The sequence below is a fragment of the Nonomuraea antri genome (genome assembly GCF_013283785.1).
Lineage (GTDB): Bacteria > Actinomycetota > Actinomycetes > Streptosporangiales > Streptosporangiaceae > Nonomuraea > Nonomuraea antri.
Map to the genome: position 1 here is coordinate 1 of NZ_JABCPZ010000215.1, position 19,002 is coordinate 19,002.

The following is a 19,002-nucleotide window of genomic DNA, read 5'->3' on the forward strand; positions in this document are numbered from 1 at the left end:
GATGGTCTGCTCGATGCCGAGGAACGTGTGCCACATCATGTCCACGAACCCGAACGCGGCGAACGCGGGGATCGCCACCAGCCCGGCCAGATACCCGGTGGGGACCGCGGCCAGCCCTTGTCGCCCGACCTGCTCAAGCTCACCCCGGCCGGAAATGCCGCGCTCGTCCCCCGTCACATCGCCCCCGCCCGCCGGATGACCCGATCCCCTGATGGATGGCCGTCGCCGATCCAACACCCGCCGCGGCCCGCGGCTCAAACAACCGGCGCGCCGCACGTCCACACCAGCGGTTGTCGAAGGCCGTCAGGAGGTCCGCGCGCCGCACGTGAACGCGCGGTAGAAAAGAACTGCACCGCCCGGGGGCCGACCGTTTCGCGTTAGATCACCCTTGCGAGCACCACGAACGCACCGCCGTTGTCCGGTTCCCCGGTTCTTCGCCAGTTGTTCTGCCAAGATCGACGCGTAGTGAAGGGAGCCCGTCATGGCCATGGCCAATGTCGGCATAAGGCGATTACTCGCAGATTCCGGAGAGGCCCGCACCTGGGTGACGCCGGGGACGGACCTGGTCACAGCGGTGCTGGGGGTCTGGTTCGGCATCGGCTTGATGATCGACGCGTGGGCGCACTCCAACCGTTCCGAGCTGGAGACGTTCTTCACGCCCTGGCACGCGGCCTTCTACTCGGGCTTCGCCGCCGTGTCGGGCTGGATCATCTGGCAGGTGTGGCGCAACGTCCGGGCCGGGCGACAAGGGCTGGCCGCGGTCCCCACCGGGTATCTGGCCGGGCTGGTGGCGATCCCCGCGTTCGCCGCGTTCGGGTTCGTGGACATGATGTGGCACACGTTCCTCGGCATCGAGCAGACCATCGACATCCTGTTCAGTCCATCGCATCTCGGGCTGATCGTGACGATGCTCCTCATCATCACCACGCCGCTGCGTTCGGCGTGGAACGCCCCCGACGTGGGCACGCGTCCGGCGCTCGGCAGGCTGTTGCCCGCGCTGGTCGGGCTGGCGTTCGCGACCACGCTGGTGTCGCTGTTCCTGTCCTACGGCGACGCGCTGCAGTGGGATTCGGCGGGGATCGTCCACGCGTTCACCGACCTGGACAACGGCGGGGCCGGCTCGCTGGCCAGTGCGATGGTCATCTCCAACGTGGTCATGCTCGCCCCGGTGCTGCTGCTGGCCCGCCGCTGGGAGCTGCCCTTCGGCTCGGTGACCGTCATGTACACGGTGTGCGTGCTGATGCCGGGCGCGCAGACGTCATTCGAGAACATGCCCATCCTGCTGACGTTCATCGTCGCGGGGCTGGTCAGCGACCTGCTGATCCGGTGGCTGCGGCCGTCGGGGGCGCGGCGGTACGCGTACTGGGCCTTCGCCGGGCTGTCGGGGCTGGCCACCTGGACGCTGTACATCGGCGTCGCGTCGGCGACGGGCGGCGGCCTGCCCGCGATTCCCGAGCTGTGGACCGGCTCGCCGATCATGGCCGGGCTGATCGGGCTGGCGCTCGGCGCGTTGATGCTGCCGAACGCGACGACGTCGGGGAACGCCGTGGTCTCGCCTGACGCGGTCGGCGCCGACCGCGCATGATCCGTCGGGTTCTCTGCCTCGCCGTCCTTCTGGTGCTGGTGGGTGCGGCTCCGGCCGCGGCGCACAACGTCACGGCCGGAGCGGATCTGCGCATCGCCCAGACGATCGCGGGCACGGAGCTCACGGTGGTGATCAAGGGGACGTCGCGGGTGCCCGGGCCGCTGCAGATCGGCGTCATCGCCTATCAGCCGGTCACCGGGCTGCCGGTGGGGCTGGAGATCCGTTCGGTCGAGGACGGCCGCACGGTGACCGGCTCCGCCACCGCGGCGGCCGAGCCGCGCTTCACGCAGCTGCGCGTGGAGCGGACCGGCCCGCACGAGCTCAAGCTGCGCGCCGGGGACGAGGTGGCGGTGGTGCCGTTCCGCGTCCTGGTCGAGCGTGCCTCCGCCGGGGACTTCCTGATCTACGGCGGGCTGTTCCTGGCCGGGGTGCTGCTGGTGGGCGGGCTGCTCACCGGGGCGCTGTCCCGTCCCGGCCCGGCGATGGCGCTGGCGGCGGGCGCGGCGGCCGGGGTGACGGTGGCCGCGCTGGTCGTGGTGGCCGAGCCGATCCTGCCGCCGAGCCCGCCGGACGGCGCCGCGCCCACCGCCGAGTCCACGCTGCCGGACGGCTCCGCGCAGGCGGGCGGCCGTCCGTTCGCGCAGGGACGGGTGGAGACGGTCCCGGCCAGTCCGGCGGCCGGAGCGGAGTTCACGCTGCGTCTCGACCTCGTGGACGGCTCGACGGGCCGGCCGGTGGACGATCTCGTCGCCCATCACGAGGCGCTCGCCCACCTGGTGGTCACCAGCGAGGACGGGCGGTTCTTCCGCCACCTGCACCCGCTGCGCACCGGCCCTGGACGGCTGGAGGTGCGGCTGCGCGCCGACCGGGCGGGCCGGTATCTGGCGTACGCGGAGCTGGAGCGCGAGGACTCGGGCGGGCAGTTGCTGACGGCCGCGTTCTCGGTCACCGGTGACCCGTCGCCGGCGCCCGTCGAGGAGCAGCAGGTCGCGGGGAACGCCGGTACGCCGGCGCTGCGGCCCGCCGTCCCCGTCGCGGGGCGTCCGGCCACGATCGAGGTCCCGGCCCAGGGCGCGGTGCGGCCGTGGCTGGGCATGACCGGGCATCTGATCGTCCGCAGCCAGGACGGCGCGTTCCTCGGCCACGTGCACGAGATGGGCACGCCGGGCGGGCGGCTGCGCTTCACCTTCAGCTTCCCCCGTCCGGGCAGGTACCTGGCCTGGTCGCAGTACGCGGTGTCCGACAAGATCGTGACCGTGCCGTTCACCGTGGACGTCGCGGCCGGGGAGGCGGCCCGATGACCGACCCAGCGAGCGATGCGAAGCGCGGGGCGGTGAGATGGCGGGTGGCGGCGGTCGCCGTGCTGGTCGTGGGGGTCGTCGCGGTCCTGCTCGGCAACCTGGGCGGGACCGCCGAGCCGGTCACGGTGAACACGTCGGGCGCCCACTACGCGATCTCCGTCGCGGTCGAGCGGCCGGCGGCGGGACGTGTCGCGGTGGAGGTGCGGGTGACGTCCGGCCAGGCGGACAGCGTGGCGGTCTCGGCCGTGATGCCCGACATGGGGCACGCCATGCCGGAGGTCGCGGCAGGCAGGCAGGAGCCGGGCAGGTTCCGCGCGGAGGGCGAGATGTTCCCGATGGCGGGCGTGTGGGAGCTGTCGATCAGGCTGGACGGGCCCGCGGGCGCGGAGGTGCTGGTCGCCAAGGCCCTGATCGACGACTGATCAGGGCCGGCTCGGGGGCAGACCCTACCGCAGCTCCATGCGGGTGACCTGGGCCGACAGCTCGGCCGCGGCCTTCAGCACGGCGTCGGCGACGCCCGGCTCCTGCTCCTCGGGCACCCGGTGGGACAGCGCGGCGATGCTGATCGCGCCCACCACCAAGTCGTCCTGCCCGCGGACGGGGGCCGCGATGCCCAGCACGTCGGGGTCGAGCTCGCCGCGCGTGACGGCGTAGCCGCGCGCGCGGATCTCGGCCAGCCGCCGCCTGAGCTGCTCGGGCTCGGTGACGGTGGCGTCGGTGAACCGGTCGAGCGGCCGGGCGAGGATCTCCTCGACCACGCCTTCCTGCGCCCAGGCCAGCACGGCCAGGGCGGCGGCTCCGGCGTTGACCGGCAGGATCTGGCCGCGCTCGTACGACAGCCGCAGCGCCTGGTTGGCGTCCTCCCGCTCCAGGCAGGACACCGACGTGCCGATGAGCCTGGTGAACAGCACCGGGAAGCCGGTGGCCCGGGCCAGTTCGCGCATGACCGGCCGGGCCAGCTCGGACAGCCCGACGCCCTTGCGGGCCAGCCTGGCCAGGTCGAGCACCCGGGGGCCGAGCCGGAAACCGGACCCGCCCTCGTTCTCCTCCAGGAAGCCCATGGTGTTCAGGCTCTGCAGGTAGCGGTAGGCGGTGGAGCGGGCGACGTTCAGGTGCGCCGCCACCCTGGCCGCCGAGAGCACGAGCGTGTCGTCGTCGAAGAGCAGCAGGATGTCCAGTGCCCGGTCGGCAGTGGAGTTACGGCTGCGGTATCCCGAGGATGGCGGGGATTGCGAGTCGCTGTCCGGCACGGCAACAGCGTACTGAACGCGCGCCCGCACTCCGAATCACTCACGTGCCGGCCAGGTCGTCGCGCAGCGCGGCGGTACGGGTGGCGAGGAGTTCGCGCAGCTCGGCCGCCTCGGCGTCGACCGCCGCCGCGTCGGCGCGGGCGTTCAGCTTGTACGCGGCCACCAGCCCGTCGAGCAGCCCGGTCGCGGTGCCGCCGGCCAGCAGCCGGGTGTACAGGTCGCGGTACTGCTCCTCGTACAGCTTCTTGAAGCCGGCGTCGGCCAGGAACTTGTCCTTCAGCGGATGACCGGCGCCCATGCGTCCGCCGCCGCCTGCGCGTCCGCGTGAGACGGCGTCGTGCACGCCGGTCGTGGCGTCACCGCTGAAGGCCAGGTTGAGGTCCCAGGTGATGACGGTGAACCGCCGGGCGGCCTGGTCGTACCACAGGTAGTAGTTGCGTCCAGGCCCGCTCATGTCGTCGAAGTTGATCATGAGGTTCTGCAGGGCCAGGTAGCGGGCGAACGCCTTGACGTCCAGGCGGTCGGCGAGCCCCGCGGCGAACTCGGCGGCCGAGGCGGTGTTCACCCACTCGATCAGGTCGATCACCGGCTGCAGGTCCCGGCCGCCGACGTCGTCGATCTGCTTGAAGTCGGTGGCGTATTCGGTCTGGTCCTCGCCCTTGTAGGTGAACGAGCTGCCGGCCCGCGCCTTGTACAGCACGCCGTCGCCGAGGTCGTCGGCGTAGCCCTCGTCGAGGTACTCCACCAGCAGGCGCGGGGCCGAGGCGCGGCCGTTGACCTCGAAGGAGCCGTACGCGGAGCGCTGGGTCGGCTCGCCCGCCGCGCCGACCAGCGCGACCCCCAGCGCCTCGTTGAGCATCGCCGCCGAGCCCTCGGAGCCGGCCGAGCCCCCCGAACCCGCTGCGGACGCTGCGGACGCCGGGCCCGCCGTGGACGGGCGCACCGCCAACTGGCTGTGACCCTGATAGCGGCGGCCGGGCACGAACTCGTCGAAGCTGATCAGCCAGGGCAGCTTCTCCGGCTCCTCCGCCTTGAGCACCGCCCGCCCCATCCCACCGCCACGCAACCGCTGGGCGTCGGCGGGCGGCTGAGCGCCCTCCGACCCGACACCCTCCGGCCGGACGCCCTGCGGCGCCCCCGCAGGACGTTGACCGCCGCGCCCCTGGGCCCGCGACTGGCCGTTCCAGGTCAGCCCCATCAGCGTCGAGTTGCCCTTCAACCGGATCCCCACGCTCGGGATCCTGGTCCCGTCGATGGTCAGGTCGGCCTCGACGTACTTCTTGTCACCGTCCTTGAAGTACTCGGTGAGCATGTCCCGGTACGCCTCGTCGCGGAAGGTGATCCGCACGTCGTGCGGGACGGAGGCGTCGAACAGATCCTTGCTCCCGGCGAGATTCGTGATCACGGTCTCGGCGGCGGCGGCCCGCGTGGTCGTGACGTACGGCCGGACGGTCCCGCTGCCGAACACCCCCCAGCAGGCCGCCAGGAACGCCACGCACACCGCGACCAGCCGCCCGTTCTGCCGCAGCCGGACCGGGACCCGGTGCCGCAGCCTCTTCCGGTCGGCGCGCATCACAGGTCCGTCTGGTCGTACCCGGTCAGCACGGTGACCGACTGCCCGTGGTTGCGCTCGCGCAGCCCGGCGATCACGTCGGCCGGCTCGCTGCCCTTCTTGATCTTCACCGTGTACATCAGCTCGGTCAGCGCCCCGCCCCTGATCGACTCCATGCTGACCAGCTCGAACTCGTCGGTGTGCCGGACCAGCACGTCCTGGATCACCGCGGTGAGGTCCTCGTCCGACGGCACCTGCACCTTGACCACCTGGCGGCGCACGTTCAGCCGGAACCAGCCGAACCTGTGCATGATCAGCACGATCAGCGAGATCGCCACCGCGGCCACCACGGCCAGCAGGTAGAAGCGGGTGCCGACGGCCATGCCGACGCCCATCACCAGGAAGATGAACCCGACGTCGCGGGTCTCCTTGATGGCGTTGCGGAAGCGGACCACCGACAGCGCGCCCACCAGCGCGAACGCGCGGGCGATGTTGGAGCCGACGACCAGCATGATCAGGGAGATGAGCATGCCGAGGACGACCAGCGTCTGCACGTACGACTGGCTGTACGACACGTTGCGGTGAGTGGCCCGGTAGACCCAGCCGATCATGGCGCTGAGCACGAAGGACAGGGTCATCGCGAGGGCGACGTCGGCGACGCTGAACGTGCCGGACAGGTCTTGGAAGGAGAAGTCCATGGCGGGTCAGACCTCCGCTGAGATGGTGTCGTGGCCGGGGACGTGGAAGATCGAGCGTGGCGCCAGCCCGTACGCCTCGACGCTCTGGCAGTACTTGGAGACCCGCACCACCTGCAGGTTCCTGCGCGCGGTCAGGTCGGTCAGCCAGTACGGCACCCGCTCGTCGGCCTTGACCTCCATGATCGTCATCGAGGCGGGCACGATGAGCCGGTTCTCGGCGTCCGCGCCCAGGTGGAAGTCTCGGTCGCGGCCCCTGATCCGCCGGTCGAACGTCACCCGCAGCCCGGTGTCGGCGTCGCGTCCCTGGTAGGCGTGCCTGGTGTAGCCGGTCATCGCGGTGGCCCGCAGCTCCAGCCGTGACACCAGGTCGAGCACTTCGTCCACGAAGCCCCGCGCCCCGTCCGGCCGCTCGACGGGCTGCCGTCCGTCGCACAGCCGCAGCGCGTCCCGGTACGGCAGCCGCACCCGGCGCTTCTGCGTGACCCGGTTGACCCGCTGCTTGATCTCGACGTAGACCGGGGTGTCCGCGCCCACCGAGAACCGGTCGCCGTAGTGGCGGATGCGCAGCTTCCTGCGGAACCTCAGCCCCTCGATCTTCTCCCAGTAGAAGCGCAGCCGCCGGGTGTCGTAGTAGACGCTCCAGACGCCGTACCCCTCGTCGGGGCAGTGCCTGTCGCGGTCGAGCCGCGGTGCCAGTTCCTCGCGCAGTTCCTCGGCCAGCGCCGCGTCGACCAGGTACTTGATCTCGTACCGGTTGAAGGCGTGCGGCCCGCGCGGCGCGCGCAGCGTTCGCAGCATGTCACTCCTGTTCGCGTCGGTGCTCGTTCCGGTGCACATCCGACAGCACGAAGCTGGGAACAATGTGTGAACAGCGCGTGGGAACGGGTGAACCTCAGGTGTGCGCGGGCAGCAGCACGCGGAACGTGGTGCCACGCCCCGGCGGGCTCGCCGCCTCGATCCGCCCGTCGTGCGCGGCGGCCAGGGCCGCGGCGATGGCCAGGCCGAGCCCGGTGCCGCCGTGGGCGCGCGAGCGGCCGGGGTCGGCGCGGTAGAAGCGGTCGAACACGTGCGTCAGGTGCGCGGGGGCGATGCCGGCGCCCTCGTCGCGCACCTCCACCGCCGCCACGGGCAGGCCGGGCGCGGGACCCGTCCCCGACGTCACCGCGCCCTCGGGGGACGGCGGGGCGAGGGCATGCCCGGTGACCGTGACGCGCACCGGCGTGCCCGCCGCGGTGTGGGTCATCGCGTTCCCGACCAGGTTGGCGATCACCTGGTGCAGCCGGTGCTCGTCGCCGTGCACGAGCACCGGCTCCTCGCTGATCTCCAGCCGCAGGTCCCGTTCCCTGTCGCGGGCCCGCGCCGCCTGCACCACGTCGCCGGCCAGCACCCGCAGGTCCACGGTGCCGCGTTCCAGCGCCGGCTCCTGGTCGAGCCTGGCCAGCAGCAGCATGTCGGCCACCAGCACGCCCATGCGTTCCGCCTCGCCCTCGATGCGGGCCAGCAGGCGTTCCACGACCGGGTCGCGGGCGCCCTGCCCGTGCTGGTACAGCTCGGCGAAGCCCCTGATGGAGGTCAGCGGGGTGCGCAGTTCGTGCGAGGCGTCGGCGACGAAGTGCCGCAGCCGCTGCTCGGACCGCTCGCGTTCGCGCAGCGCGCGGCCCAGGCGCTCCAGCATGACGTTGAGCGCCCGGCCCAGCCGCCCGGTCTCGGTGCGCGGGTCGGCGTCGCCGACGCGGCGGTCGACGTCGCCGTCCGCGATGGCCTGGGCGGTGCGTTCCATCCTGGTCAGCGGACGCAGCCCGAGCCGCACCACGGCGCGGGCGACGGCGGCGAGCAGGGCGAGCACGAGCACGCCCGCGACCGCCTCGATGGCCAGCAGCCGCCGCACGGTGGCCAGGTTGGACTCCAGCGACATCGACACCGCCACGCGGCCGCCGTCCGGCAGCCCGGAGACGAGCACCCGCCACTCCCCCTCGCCCGACCTGCCGGGCAGCGTGTCCTCATGGCCCGGCGCGGCGGTCAGCCTGGACGGGAGCGCGGGCCCGTCGGCGGCGTCGGCGGGCAGCCGTCTGGTCAGCGCGCCCGCGGAATCGTAGAAGGCGACGTGGTACTGGCTGGGCAGCTCCACGCCGCCGCGCGGGCGCGGCGGCGGCGCGGGCGGCGGCGGCCGGTGCGCGAACGTGGCCGCGAAGCCGGCGAGCTGGTCGTCCACCCGGTCCAGCAGCGAGCGGTCGAGCAGCAGCACCCCGGCGGCGGCGAACGCGGCCAGCCCCGCCGCGCACAGCCCGAGCAGCGCCGCGAGCAGCCGGTGCCGCAGCGGCCAGGGCCGGGCCAGGCTCACGCGTGCTCCTGCAGCCGGTAGCCGACGCCGCGCAGCGTGTGGATCAGCGGCGGGCCGCCCGCGTCGATCTTGCGGCGCAGGTAGCTGATGTACGACTCGACGATCCTGGTGTCGCCGTCGAAGTCGTAGTCCCAGACCCGCCGCAGGATCTGGGTCTTGCTGACCACCCGTCCGGCGTTGATCATCAGGTAGCGCAGCAGGCTGAACTCGGTCGGCGACAGGTGGATCGGCCGCCCGGCCCGCCGGACGGTGTGCGCCTCCTCGTCGAGTTCGAGGTCGGCGTACCGCAGCACGCCGTCGTCGAACGGCTCTCCCTCGGGCCTGATCCTGCGCAGGATCGCGCGCAGCCGCAGCACCACCTCCTCCAGGCTGAACGGCTTGGTGACGTAGTCGTCGCCGCCCGCGGTCAGGCCGGTGATGCGGTCGGAGACGGCGTCCTTGGCGGTCAGGAACAACACCAGCGGGCCGTCCTGACGCTCGCGCAGCCGCCGGGCGACCGTGAAGCCGTCGAGGTCGGGCAGCATCACGTCGAGCACCAGGATGTCGGGCCGCTCCCGCGCGACCGCCTCCAGCGCGGCCCGCCCGCCCGCGGCGGTGCGCACGGAGAAGCCGTTGAGTCCCAGCGCTTCGGACAACAGCTCGCGGATGTTCGGCTCGTCGTCGACGACCAGCACTTTCGCGGGCGCGGATAGGTTCATGGCACTGTTGTAGCGGCACCCGTGTAAGGCCGGCTTGAAGATCACGTCTGGGCGAACCGGCAGGTCAGGGGATCACGGCGGCCAGTTCGGGAATGCGGGCGCGGTAGCCGTCGAGCAGCCGGCGCGCGGTGGCGACCGAGCCGACCAGCGGGTGCAGCGCGAACGCGGCGACGGCCAGGCGGGCCGAGCCGGTGAGCGCGGCCTCGATGGCGGTCTGCTCGACGGCCTTGACCTGCTGCACCAGCCCGAGGAACGAGCCGGGCAGCGGCCGGGTGGCCAGCGGGCGCACCCCCGAGGCGTCGACCGCGCACGGGATCTCGACGACCGCGTCGGCGGGCAGTCCTGGGACGGCGCTGCCGTTGCGCACGTTGAGGATCATCGTGTGCGGCTCGCCCCTCGTCAGCGCGGCCATGAGAGCCAGCGCGACGCCCTCGTAGCCGCCCGCCGCCAGGTCGGCGGCGTCGCGCTCGCCGGCGCCCGCGGCCCGCCTGGTCTCGGCCATGTAGGTGGCGTCGCGTTCCCCGCGCGCCCGCTCCCACGTCTCGCGGGCCTGGCCGGGACGGGCGCGGGCGGCCGCGTAGAAGCGTTCCTGCTGGTGGAGCAGGGTCTCCCCCCTGGTGGACGCGGCCTGGTCGATGGCGGACACGGACTCGCGGGCGAAGTAGTAGTAGTGCAGGTACTCGTTGGGCAGCGCGCCCAGCGTGCGCACCCAGTCGCGGCCGAAGACGCGGGCCTCCTCGACCCGGTCCAGCGCGTCGTCGTCGGCCAGCAGGCCGGGCAGCACGTCCGTGCCCTGGTGCGTCAGGCCGCGCAGCCAGCCGAGGTGGTTGAGCCCCACGTAGTCGGGCGACACCCGGGCCGGGTCGAGGCCGAGCGCGGCGGCGGCCCGCCTGATCAGCCCGACCGGGGAGTCGCAGATGCCGATCACCCGGTCGCCGAGCACGCCCCGCATCGCCTCGGTGATCATCCCGGCCGGGTTGGTGAAGTTGATCACCCAGGCCCGGGGCGCGACGGCGGCCACCCGTTCGGCCAGGCGCACCGCCACCGGCACGGTACGCAGGCCGAACGCGATGCCGCCCGGCCCGGTCGTCTCCTGGCCGAGCAGGCCCAGGTCCAGCGCGACGCGTTCGTCGGCGACCCGCCCGGCCAGGCCGCCGACGCGGACGGCGGAGAAGACGAAGTCGGCCCCGCGCAGGGCGTCGTCCAGGCCGGTGGCGACCCGGACGGCGGGCGGCGCGTCGTGCCCGGCGGCCAGGCCGCGCAGCACGTGCCCGACGGCCTCGAGCCGTTCCCGCGACACGTCGTGCAGCACCACCTCGCGGATGCCCGGCGCGCCGGTGTCGCGCAGCAGCGCGCCGTACACGATCGGGACGCGGAAGCCTCCGCCGCCGAGCACGGCCAGTTTCATCGCGGCCCCCTCATTTCTCCGGGCTCATCTCTCCGGTTTCACGGCGGCTCGACCCGGCTCGGCCTGGCTCGACCTGGGCGGTCAGGCCAGGAGCACCTGGGCGCCGGCCGCGGCGCAGGCGGCCAGCGTCGTCTCGTCGGCGCCCGGGTTGGTGACGATCACGTCGACGTCCTCAGGCCCGCACACCCGCAGCGCGCCGGTGCCGGGGAACTTGTGCCGGTCGGCCAGCAGCACCACCTGCCCGGCCGCCGCGATCATGGCGCGTTTCAGCGGGACCTCGGCCAGCGTGGTGTCGACGAGCCGCCCATCAGGACGCACGCCGCTGGCGCCGAGGAAGACCCGGTCGGCGTTGATCTGGCCGAGCGCCTGCTCGGTGAGCACGCCGACCAGCGAGTGGTAGGCGCGCCGTACCATGCCGCCGAGCAGCAGCAGCTCGACCTCGGGGTCGGCGCGCAGCACGTCGAGGACGGCGAGGCTGGAGGTGACCACGGTGACGGGCCGGCCGCGCAGCCTGCGGGCCAGCCGCACGGTGGTGGTGCCGATGTCGAGCAGCAGCACGTCGCCGTCGCGCACGAGCCGCGCGGCGCGCTCGGCCACCGCCTCCTTGTCCTGCTCGTTCGCGGTCACCACCTCGGCGAACGGCCGATCCACGTCCGCGTCGGGACCGAAGCCAAGACCAGGGCCGGGGTGGGGGTCTGTGGTGGTGTCGCGCAGGGTCACCAGGGCGCCGCCGCGGACGCGCCTGAGCGTGCCGTCCCGGTCGAGCGTTTCGAGGTCGCGCCTGATCGTGGACGCGCTCACGCCGAGCTGCCTGGCCAGGTCGCCGACGCCGGCGGCGCCGGAGAGCCGGACCCGGCGCATGATCTCCGCATGCCTGACGTGCTGCAGCACGGTCGGATCGTATCAGCCATCTCCGCGCAGCGGTGAGCAGGATGCATCAGAGTCACGCACCGAGCCCTTGATGTCGGCCGGGAATCGTGCAAGATTGCGCACAACTCGGTCTGTCGAGGAGGTCGCATCCGTGCCCGTCCAGACGTACGACCCTCTCGCCGACCAGCGCGGCCAGGACGGCCCGCAGTTCGACGTGTTCCTGGCCGGCACGGTCTTCCTCGACATCGTCTTCACCGGGCTGCCCGCGATGCCGGCCGGCGGCACCGAGATCTGGGCCGAGGGCATGGGCTCGTGCCCGGGCGGCATCGCGAACCTGGCCATCGCCACCAGCCGGCTCGGGCTGCGCACGTCGCTGGCGGCGGCGTTCGGCGACGACGACTACGGCGACTTCTGCTGGCGCACGCTGGAGCAGCAGGAGTCGGTCGACCTGTCCAGGTCGCGGCGCTTCGAGGGCTGGCATTCGCCGGTGACGGTGTCGATGGCCGTCGACCGGGACCGCGCCATGGTCACCCACGGCCATCCGCCGCCCGTGTCGGCCTCGGAGATGATCGGCGCGCCGCCGTGCTCGCGGGCGGTGATCGTGGCGCTGCCCGCCGAGGAACCGCCGGGCGGGACGAGCTGGGCCGAGCGGGCGCGCCGCGACGGCTCGCTCGTCTTCGCCGACGTGGGCTGGGACCCGTCGGGCGCCTGGTCGCCCGAGCTGCTGGAGGAGCTGGCCGACTGTCACGCGTTCATGCCGAACGCGGTCGAGGCGATGGCCTACACCGGCGCCGACACCCCGCGCGACGCGCTGTACACGCTGGCCGACCGGGTTCCGCTGGCCGTGGTCACCGACGGCGCCAACGGGGCGATGGCGATCGACTCGATCACCGGCGAGGAGGCGTTCGTGCCCGCGCCCCGGGTGACGGCGCTCGACCCGACGGGCGCGGGGGACGTGTTCGGCGCGGGCATCGTGCTGGGGACGTTGTGCCGGTGGCCGCTGGCCGACCGGCTGGCGTTCGCCGGGCTGTGCGCGGCGCTGGCGGTGCAGCAGTTCGGCGGTTCGCTGGCCGCGCCAGGCTGGGGTGACATCGCGGACTGGTGGCACGAGGTGCGGGCGGGCGCCGGCCGGCGCGGCGCGTACGGGGACTCGCTGGCCCGCAGGTACGCCTTCCTCGACCGGCTGGTGCCGACCGTGCCCGTGGGCGCGGTGCGCCGGGCCGCCGCCACCGTCGCCAGGTACGCCGACCTCGCCAGAAGCCCATCGGCCATCGTCCAGAAGGAGTGACCATGCCCGCCAGGACGCGATCGCCCGAGCCCCGCGTTCTCACTCCCCGCCTGGCCCCCGCGCTCACGGCCCCCGTGCTCATGGCCCCCGTGCTGATGGCCACTGCGCTCGTGGCCGCCGCCTGCGCGCCGGGACCGTCCGTCGCGCCCGGCGCGTCCGCTCTCCCGGCGACGGCAGCGGCGTCGGCGGTGCGCACGGACGCCGCCGCGCTCGGGAACGTCACGCTGACCGTCTGGGACCAAGAGGTGCGCGGCGGCCAGAACGCCCAGATGACCGAGCTGAACGCGGCCTTCCACGCCAAGTACCCCAACATCACCGTCAAGCGGGTGTCGCGCTCCTTCGACGATCTCAACACCACCCTGCGCCTGGCCCTGTCGGGCAACGAGCCGCCCGACGTGGTCCAGGCCAACAACGGCCGGCCGCAGATGGGCGCGTTCGTCAAGGCCGGGCAGCTGCGCCCGCTGGACGCCTACGCCGACGCCTACGGCTGGAAGAAGCGTTACCCGCCGTCGGTCCTGCAGTACGTCAGCTACAGCCCCGACGGCAAGGTCTTCGGCCAGGGCAGCGTGTACGGCCTGCCGCAGGTCGGCGAGGTCGTCGGCATCCTGTACAACGCGGCGAAGCTGAAGGCGCTCGGGCTGGAGCCGCCGGCCACCTGGCAGGAGTTCGACGCCGCGCTGGCCGCGGCCAAGGCGGCCGGCGAGGTGCCGATGCAGCTCGGCAACCTGGACAAGTGGCCGGCCGTGCACGTGTTCGGCGCCGTGCAGGGCCGGCACGTGCCCGCCAGGCAGATCACCATGCTCGGCTTCGGCCGCAAGGGCGCCTCGTGGAACACCCCGGAGAACGCCACGGCCGCCGGGCAGCTCGCCGACTGGGCGGCCAAGGGCTACTTCAACCGCGGCTTCAACGGCCAGGGCTACGACGCGGCCTGGCAGGCGTTCGGCAAGGGCGAGGGCGTGTTCCTGATCGGCGGGAGCTGGCTGATCGCCGACCTGGAGCGGGTGATGGGCCGGAACCTGGGGTTCGTGCTGCCGCCGGGCAGCCCGCCGGTGGCGACCGGCGGCACCGGGCTGCCGTTCGCGATCACCGCCAAGAGCCGCCACCCGGACGCGGCCGCCGCCTACCTGAACTTCATCACCGACGCCGCGGCCATGCGGGTGCTCACCGCCAAGGGGCTGCTGCCGATCGCCGACACCGCCGCGCAGAGCGTGCCGGAGGGGCCGCGGCGTGACATGTTCACCGCGTTCGGCACGGCGACCGCGAGCCAGGCGCTGGTGCCGTACCTGGACTACGCGACGCCGACGTTCGCCGACACGCTCGGCGCGGCGCTGCAGGATCTGCTGGCGGGCGAGGCGAAGCCGGCGGAGTTCCTGGCGACGCTGGAGAAGGACTACAAGACGTTCGCGGACAGCAACGAGTGACCGCGGGACCGCGCCGCGCGTCAGGGGAGCCGCGTGCCGGCCGTCCGCCCGGGGAGCCGCGCGCCGTCGCCTACCTGTTCCTGCTGCCGGCGTTCGCGGTGTACGCGCTGTTCCTGCTGTACCCGATCGGCCGGGCCGCGCAGTTGTCGCTCTACCACTGGGACGGGCTGAGCACCGGCCGGTGGGCGGGCCTGGCCAACTACGCGGCGATCGTCGCCGACGAGGGGCTGCGCGCGGCGTTCGCGCACGCGCTGGTGCTCGTCGGCTTCTACGCGCTCGCACCGCTGGTCGTCGGGCTGACGCTGGCCGCGATACTCAACCACGCCAAGGTGCGCGGGCTCGGCTTCTTCCGCACGGTGGTGTTCCTGCCGCAGGTGGTCGCCATGGTCGTGGTGGCGGTGGCCTGGCGGCGCGTCTACGCGCCCGACGGCACGCTCAACGACCTGCTCGGCGCGCTCGGGCTGGGCTCGCTGGCGCGCGGCTGGCTGGGCGAGTACGCGTTCGCGCTGCCCGCGGTCGGCGTGGTGGGCACCTGGTTCGAAACCGGGCTGGTGACCGTGCTGCTGCTGGCCGGGATGAGCCGCGTCCCGGTCGAGCTGTACGAGGCGGCCCGCCTCGACGGGGCCGGCGCGGTCAGGGAGTTCTTCGCGGTCACGCTGCCGTCGGTGCGCGGCGAGATCGCGGTCGCGCTGACGCTGACCGTGATCGCCGCGCTGCGCACGTTCGACCTGGTGTACGTCACCACGCGCGGCGGCCCGGGGAACTCGACGTCGGTGCCGTCGTACGAGGTGTACCACCGGGCCTTCGGCCTGGGCCAGGTGGGTTCGGCGGCGGCGATCGGGGTGACGCTGACCGTGGTCATCTTCGTGATCTCGTTCGCCATCAACCGGTACGCCGACAGGAGCACGTCGTGATCTCACGCGGGGAGCGGCTGGCCAACTACCTCATCCTGACGGCGTTCGCCGCGTTCGCGCTGTTCCCGGTGCTGACGATCCTGTCGGCCGCGCTCGGCCCGGACGACGCGGGCGGCGGCACCGGCGGGTTCGCCAACTTCGCGGCGGCCTGGGAGATCGGGCGGTTCGGCACGTATCTGCGTACGAGCCTGGCGGTGTCGGCGTTCGTGGTGGTGGTCAGCGTGGTGTTGTCGATCATGAGCGGGTACGCGTTCGGCACCATGCGCTTCCGGTTCCAGAACCCGCTGTTCTACCTCTTCCTGGTCGGGATCATGATGCCGAGCGAGGCCGTGGCCGTGCCGCTCTACTTCGACCTGCGCTCGCTGGGGCTGATCGACACGTTCTGGGCGGTGGCGCTGCCGCAGGTGGCGTTGTCGGTGTCGTTCGGGACGTTCTGGATGCGGGCCTACTTCCGGGCGAGCGGCCGGGCGCTGGTCGAGGCGGCGCGCATCGACGGTGCGTCGGTGTGGCGCATCCTGTGGCAGGTGCTGGTGCCGCCGGCCCGGCCGGCCATCGTCACGCTGACCGTGCTGGTGTTCATGTGGACGTGGAACGAGTTCCTCATCCCGCTCATCATGGTGACCAGCGAGTCGCTGCGTACCGCGCCGCTGGGCCTGGCCTTCTTCCAGGGTCAGCACACGTCGGGCTTCACGTTGCTCGCGGCCGGGTCGGTGCTCGTCGCGACCCCGGTCGTCGTCTTCTACCTGTTCCTGCAGCGTCACTTCATCCGCGGGCTGCTCCAGGGGGCGGTCCGCGAGTAGCGCCGGGAGGTTTGTCATGCGATCACGCCGGGTGGCGGTGTTCGCCGCCGTTCTGCTCGCCCTCTCGTCCCTCGCGGTTCCGGCCGCCGCCGCCCCGGAGGCGGGTGCGGCGGCGGGGGCGGACGCGGACCTGGACGTGCTGTTCGTCGGCGCGCATCCGGACGACGAGGCGTTCTCCCTGTCCACGCTGGGCCAGTGGGGTGCGGATCACGGCGTACGGGCCGGGGTCGTCACGGTCACGCGCGGCGAGGGCGGCGGCAACGCGGTCGGCCCCGAGGAGGGCCCGGCGCTGGGCCTGCTGCGCGAGGCCGAGGAGCGGGCGGCGGTGGCGAAGGCGGGCGTGCGCGAGGTGTTCAACCTCGACGACGTCGACTTCTACTACACGGTGAGCGCGCCGCTGACCGATCAGGTGTGGGGTGGCGACACGCTGGCCAAGGTGGTGCGGATCATCCGTATGACCAGACCGGAGGTGCTGCTGACGATGGATCCCGCGCCCGTCCCCGGTAATCACGGCAACCACCAGGAGGCGGCGCGGCTGGCGATCGAGGCGTTCCACGCGGCGGCCGATCCGCGGGCCTTCCCCGAGCAGCTCGCCCGCGAGGGGCTGCGGCCCTTCGCGCCCGCGCGGCTGTTCCAGTCACGGCCGCGCGGCACCTCGCGCACCGGCCCCGGCTGCGCCTCGACGTTCCAGCCCGCCGACCCCACGCAGAACGTGTACGGCGTGTGGAGCGGGCGCGTGTCCCCGCACCAGGGCAGGACGTGGGCGGCCGTCGAGCGTGACGCCCAGCGCGAGTACGCCTCGCAGGGCTGGGCCGGCTTCCCCGACGTGCCCACGGACCCGGCCCAGCTCGGCTGCGACTTCTTCGCCCAGGTGGACGCCCGGGTGCCGATCCCCGAACCGGGCGGCGCCGCCGCGGCCGCGCCCACGGCCATGCTCGACGGCGCGCTGACCCGCGCGCCGGGCACGGTCCCGCTCGGCACCCGGTTCACGATCCGGGCCGGCGCGTTCGACGTGCGCCCCGGCACGCCCTTCACGGTGGAGGTCACCGCGACCGCGCCGCCGCGCGAGCCGCTGGGCCGGGCGTCGGTGGCGCTGCGGGCGCCCGGCGGGTGGCGGGTCAGCGGGTCGGGCGAGCTGGGCCGGCTGGCGGCGGGCCGCGCGGGCACGGCGGTGTTCACGGTGACACCGCCCGCCGGGGCGTCCGGGCGGGCGCGGATCGCGGCCACGCTGACCTCGGAACGCGGCCGCGGCTACACCGACACGCCGGTCGAGGCCGGCCCGGACGTACGCGGCGAGCCGCAACTCCTCCCCCAGGTCGCCGAGTACGAGAGCTGGGCGGCGCGGGCGGACGTGCCGCGGCTCGGCGGCGTCGTCACGCCCGTGCTCACCGTGCCGTCCGGCGGTTCGCGTCCGGTGGAGGTGGTGGTGACCAACCTGGGCGGGTCCGCGCGGTCGGGGGTCGTCCGGCTCGGGCTGCCCGCCGGGTTCGCCGCCGATCGGGCCGAGGCCGCTTTCGACGGCCTGGCGGCGGGGACTTCGACCCGGGTGCGTTTCACCGTCACCAACACCGACCCGTCGCTGCGCACCGGCGCGGAAGGCGGCGACCACCCCTACACGATCACGACCACGACGAGTGAGGGCGGCTCGTTCGTCAGCCGGCCCGCACTCGAACTCGTCCCCGCCGCCACGCTCCCCCAGGCCGCCGCGCCGCCGGTGATCGACGGCGTGGCGGGCGCGGGCGAGTACCCGGGTCCCGCGCTGGACGTCTCGCGGCGCTGGGAGGGCGACCCCTGCGACTCGGCCGCCGACTGCTCGGCCACGGCCCGGGTCACCTGGCGCGACGACACGTTGTTCGTACTGGTCGAGGTGCGCGACGACGTGCTGGGCACGCGGCTGCCCGCCGCCGACTGCAAGCGGCACTGGCGTACCGACGCGGTGGAGATCGCGCTGGACCCGCGTGGCGTGTCGGAGAACACGTCCACGACGTTCAAGGCGGCGGTGCTGCCGGTGACGGCCGAGGGCCCGCCGTGCTTCCTGCGCGACGCCGACAACCGTCAGGGGCCGGGCGAACGGACCGCGCCCGGCATGCGGGTGGCCGCGGCGGTCGGCGCGGGCACGTACGCGGTGGAGGCGGCCATCCCGCTGGAGCTCCTGCCGGGCGCGGTCGATCCCGGGCACCTGGGCATGAACGTGCTCGTCTACGACTCCGACACCCAGGACAAGACCGGCCAGACCCGGATCGGCTGGTCGACGTGGGGCGGGGTGCAGGGCGACCCGTACCGGTGGGGCGTCGCCACGCTGCCCGGCTACCTGCCGCCGCCGGGACGTCCGACCACGCCGCCCGCCGCCGTGATCCCCGCCACGGCGCTGTCCAGCCTGGACTCGCCGCAGTCGGTGGAGCAGTCGGCCCGGCTCGGCCTCCCGCTCGGCGGCGGCCCGGCGGCGCAGCCGTCGCGGGCCGGGCGCGTGGTCGCGGCCCGGCGCGCGGGCACGGCGGTGGAGGTGACGCTGCACGCCGCCGCTCCCGGCCGGGCGCACCTGTTCATCCGGGACGGTGCGGGCACGGCCGGCGCCCGAGTGGTCACGATCTCCCGGCGGGGCACGGCGACCGTGCGGGTGCCGCTCACTCGTTCGGCCGGGGAGCAGGCGGCGGTCGTGGCCGGCTGGCAGGCCCGGAACGGCGGCACCCACGCCTCCCGCACACCACTCCCGCCCAACTGACCGATCCTCTCGACGTCGTTCCCGCGACCGAGGACTGGCCGGCCACGGCCATTCCCAAGCCGGCCCGACCACCCACAGCCCGACCACCCACAGCCCAACCAGCCACAGCCCGACTATGCACAACCCGACCAGCCCGGCACCCACAGCCCGGCCA

General features: G+C 73.4%; 16 protein-coding genes. 8 read left to right on the forward strand and 8 right to left on the reverse strand.

Translation table 11 applies throughout. The features are described from left to right. Positions 1-481 precede the first annotated feature (481 nt). Genes HII36_RS43475 through HII36_RS43485 form a run of 3 tightly spaced genes read left to right on the forward strand, consistent with a single transcriptional unit; the run spans position 482 to position 3,308 of the window. Positions 482-1,585, forward strand: a complete 1,104-nt coding sequence (locus tag HII36_RS43475) for a hypothetical protein (protein WP_236004532.1) — start codon at positions 482-484, stop codon at positions 1,583-1,585. Further along, entirely contained in the window at positions 1,582-2,886 is a 1,305-nt protein-coding gene (locus tag HII36_RS43480) for a hypothetical protein (protein WP_173529205.1), read from the forward strand. Before HII36_RS43475 ends, HII36_RS43480 begins: the two co-directional genes overlap by 4 nt. Beyond that, positions 2,883-3,308: a FixH family protein gene (locus HII36_RS43485; RefSeq protein ID WP_173529206.1), complete on the forward strand. Its 426-nt coding sequence runs from the start codon at positions 2,883-2,885 to the stop codon at positions 3,306-3,308. The genes HII36_RS43480 and HII36_RS43485 overlap by 4 nt, the downstream gene beginning before the upstream one ends. Positions 3,309-3,332: 24 nt before the next feature. Here the strand turns inward: HII36_RS43485 and HII36_RS43490 are convergent, their stop codons facing one another. The 8 genes from HII36_RS43490 to HII36_RS43525 form a co-directional block, all read right to left on the reverse strand. Then, positions 3,333-4,136, reverse strand: coding sequence for an IclR family transcriptional regulator (locus HII36_RS43490; protein ID WP_217370690.1), 804 nt, complete (start codon positions 4,134-4,136; stop codon positions 3,333-3,335). Between the two features lie 40 nt (positions 4,137-4,176). After that, positions 4,177-5,709 carry a CotH kinase family protein gene (locus HII36_RS43495; protein WP_173529207.1) on the reverse strand — a complete coding sequence of 511 codons (1,533 nt, stop codon included), beginning with the start codon at positions 5,707-5,709 and terminating at the stop codon, positions 4,177-4,179. Then, entirely contained in the window at positions 5,709-6,386 is a 678-nt protein-coding gene (locus HII36_RS43500) for a DUF4956 domain-containing protein (RefSeq protein WP_173529208.1), read from the reverse strand. Before HII36_RS43500 ends, HII36_RS43495 begins: the two co-directional genes overlap by 1 nt. A 6-nt stretch (positions 6,387-6,392) precedes the next feature. Further along, a complete protein-coding gene (locus tag HII36_RS43505) occupies positions 6,393-7,184 on the reverse strand; it encodes a polyphosphate polymerase domain-containing protein (protein WP_236004535.1) in 792 nt (263 codons plus the stop codon). A gap of 94 nt (positions 7,185-7,278) precedes the next feature. Beyond that, positions 7,279-8,727 (reverse strand): sensor histidine kinase, encoded by a 1,449-nt coding sequence (locus HII36_RS43510; RefSeq protein WP_173529210.1) that lies wholly within the window; start codon positions 8,725-8,727, stop codon positions 7,279-7,281. Next, positions 8,724-9,425 carry a response regulator transcription factor gene (locus HII36_RS43515; protein WP_173529211.1) on the reverse strand — a complete coding sequence of 234 codons (702 nt, stop codon included), beginning with the start codon at positions 9,423-9,425 and terminating at the stop codon, positions 8,724-8,726. The genes HII36_RS43510 and HII36_RS43515 overlap by 4 nt, the downstream gene beginning before the upstream one ends. A 64-nt stretch (positions 9,426-9,489) precedes the next feature. Beyond that, positions 9,490-10,833: a 6-phospho-beta-glucosidase gene (locus HII36_RS43520; RefSeq protein WP_173529212.1), complete on the reverse strand. Its 1,344-nt coding sequence runs from the start codon at positions 10,831-10,833 to the stop codon at positions 9,490-9,492. Positions 10,834-10,914: 81 nt separating this feature from the next. Further along, positions 10,915-11,724 carry a DeoR/GlpR family DNA-binding transcription regulator gene (locus HII36_RS43525; protein ID WP_173529213.1) on the reverse strand — a complete coding sequence of 270 codons (810 nt, stop codon included), beginning with the start codon at positions 11,722-11,724 and terminating at the stop codon, positions 10,915-10,917. Between the two features lie 130 nt (positions 11,725-11,854). On the opposite strand from HII36_RS43525, the gene HII36_RS43530 reads away from it, so the two are divergent. The 5 genes from HII36_RS43530 to HII36_RS43550 are packed head-to-tail and all read left to right on the forward strand — an operon-like array spanning position 11,855 to position 18,848. Further along, positions 11,855-12,991, forward strand: coding sequence for a PfkB family carbohydrate kinase (locus HII36_RS43530; protein ID WP_328808158.1), 1,137 nt, complete (start codon positions 11,855-11,857; stop codon positions 12,989-12,991). 2 nt (positions 12,992-12,993) lie between these two features. Then, positions 12,994-14,412: an extracellular solute-binding protein gene (locus HII36_RS43535; RefSeq protein ID WP_236004538.1), complete on the forward strand. Its 1,419-nt coding sequence runs from the start codon at positions 12,994-12,996 to the stop codon at positions 14,410-14,412. Continuing rightward, positions 14,409-15,326, forward strand: coding sequence for a carbohydrate ABC transporter permease (locus HII36_RS43540; RefSeq protein ID WP_173529215.1), 918 nt, complete (start codon positions 14,409-14,411; stop codon positions 15,324-15,326). The genes HII36_RS43535 and HII36_RS43540 overlap by 4 nt, the downstream gene beginning before the upstream one ends. After that, positions 15,323-16,126, forward strand: coding sequence for a carbohydrate ABC transporter permease (locus tag HII36_RS43545; protein ID WP_173529216.1), 804 nt, complete (start codon positions 15,323-15,325; stop codon positions 16,124-16,126). The genes HII36_RS43540 and HII36_RS43545 overlap by 4 nt, the downstream gene beginning before the upstream one ends. 16 nt (positions 16,127-16,142) lie before the next feature. Further along, complete coding sequence (locus HII36_RS43550) at positions 16,143-18,848, forward strand: sugar-binding protein (protein ID WP_173529217.1); 2,706 nt, start codon at positions 16,143-16,145, stop codon at positions 18,846-18,848. Positions 18,849-19,002 lie beyond the last annotated feature (154 nt).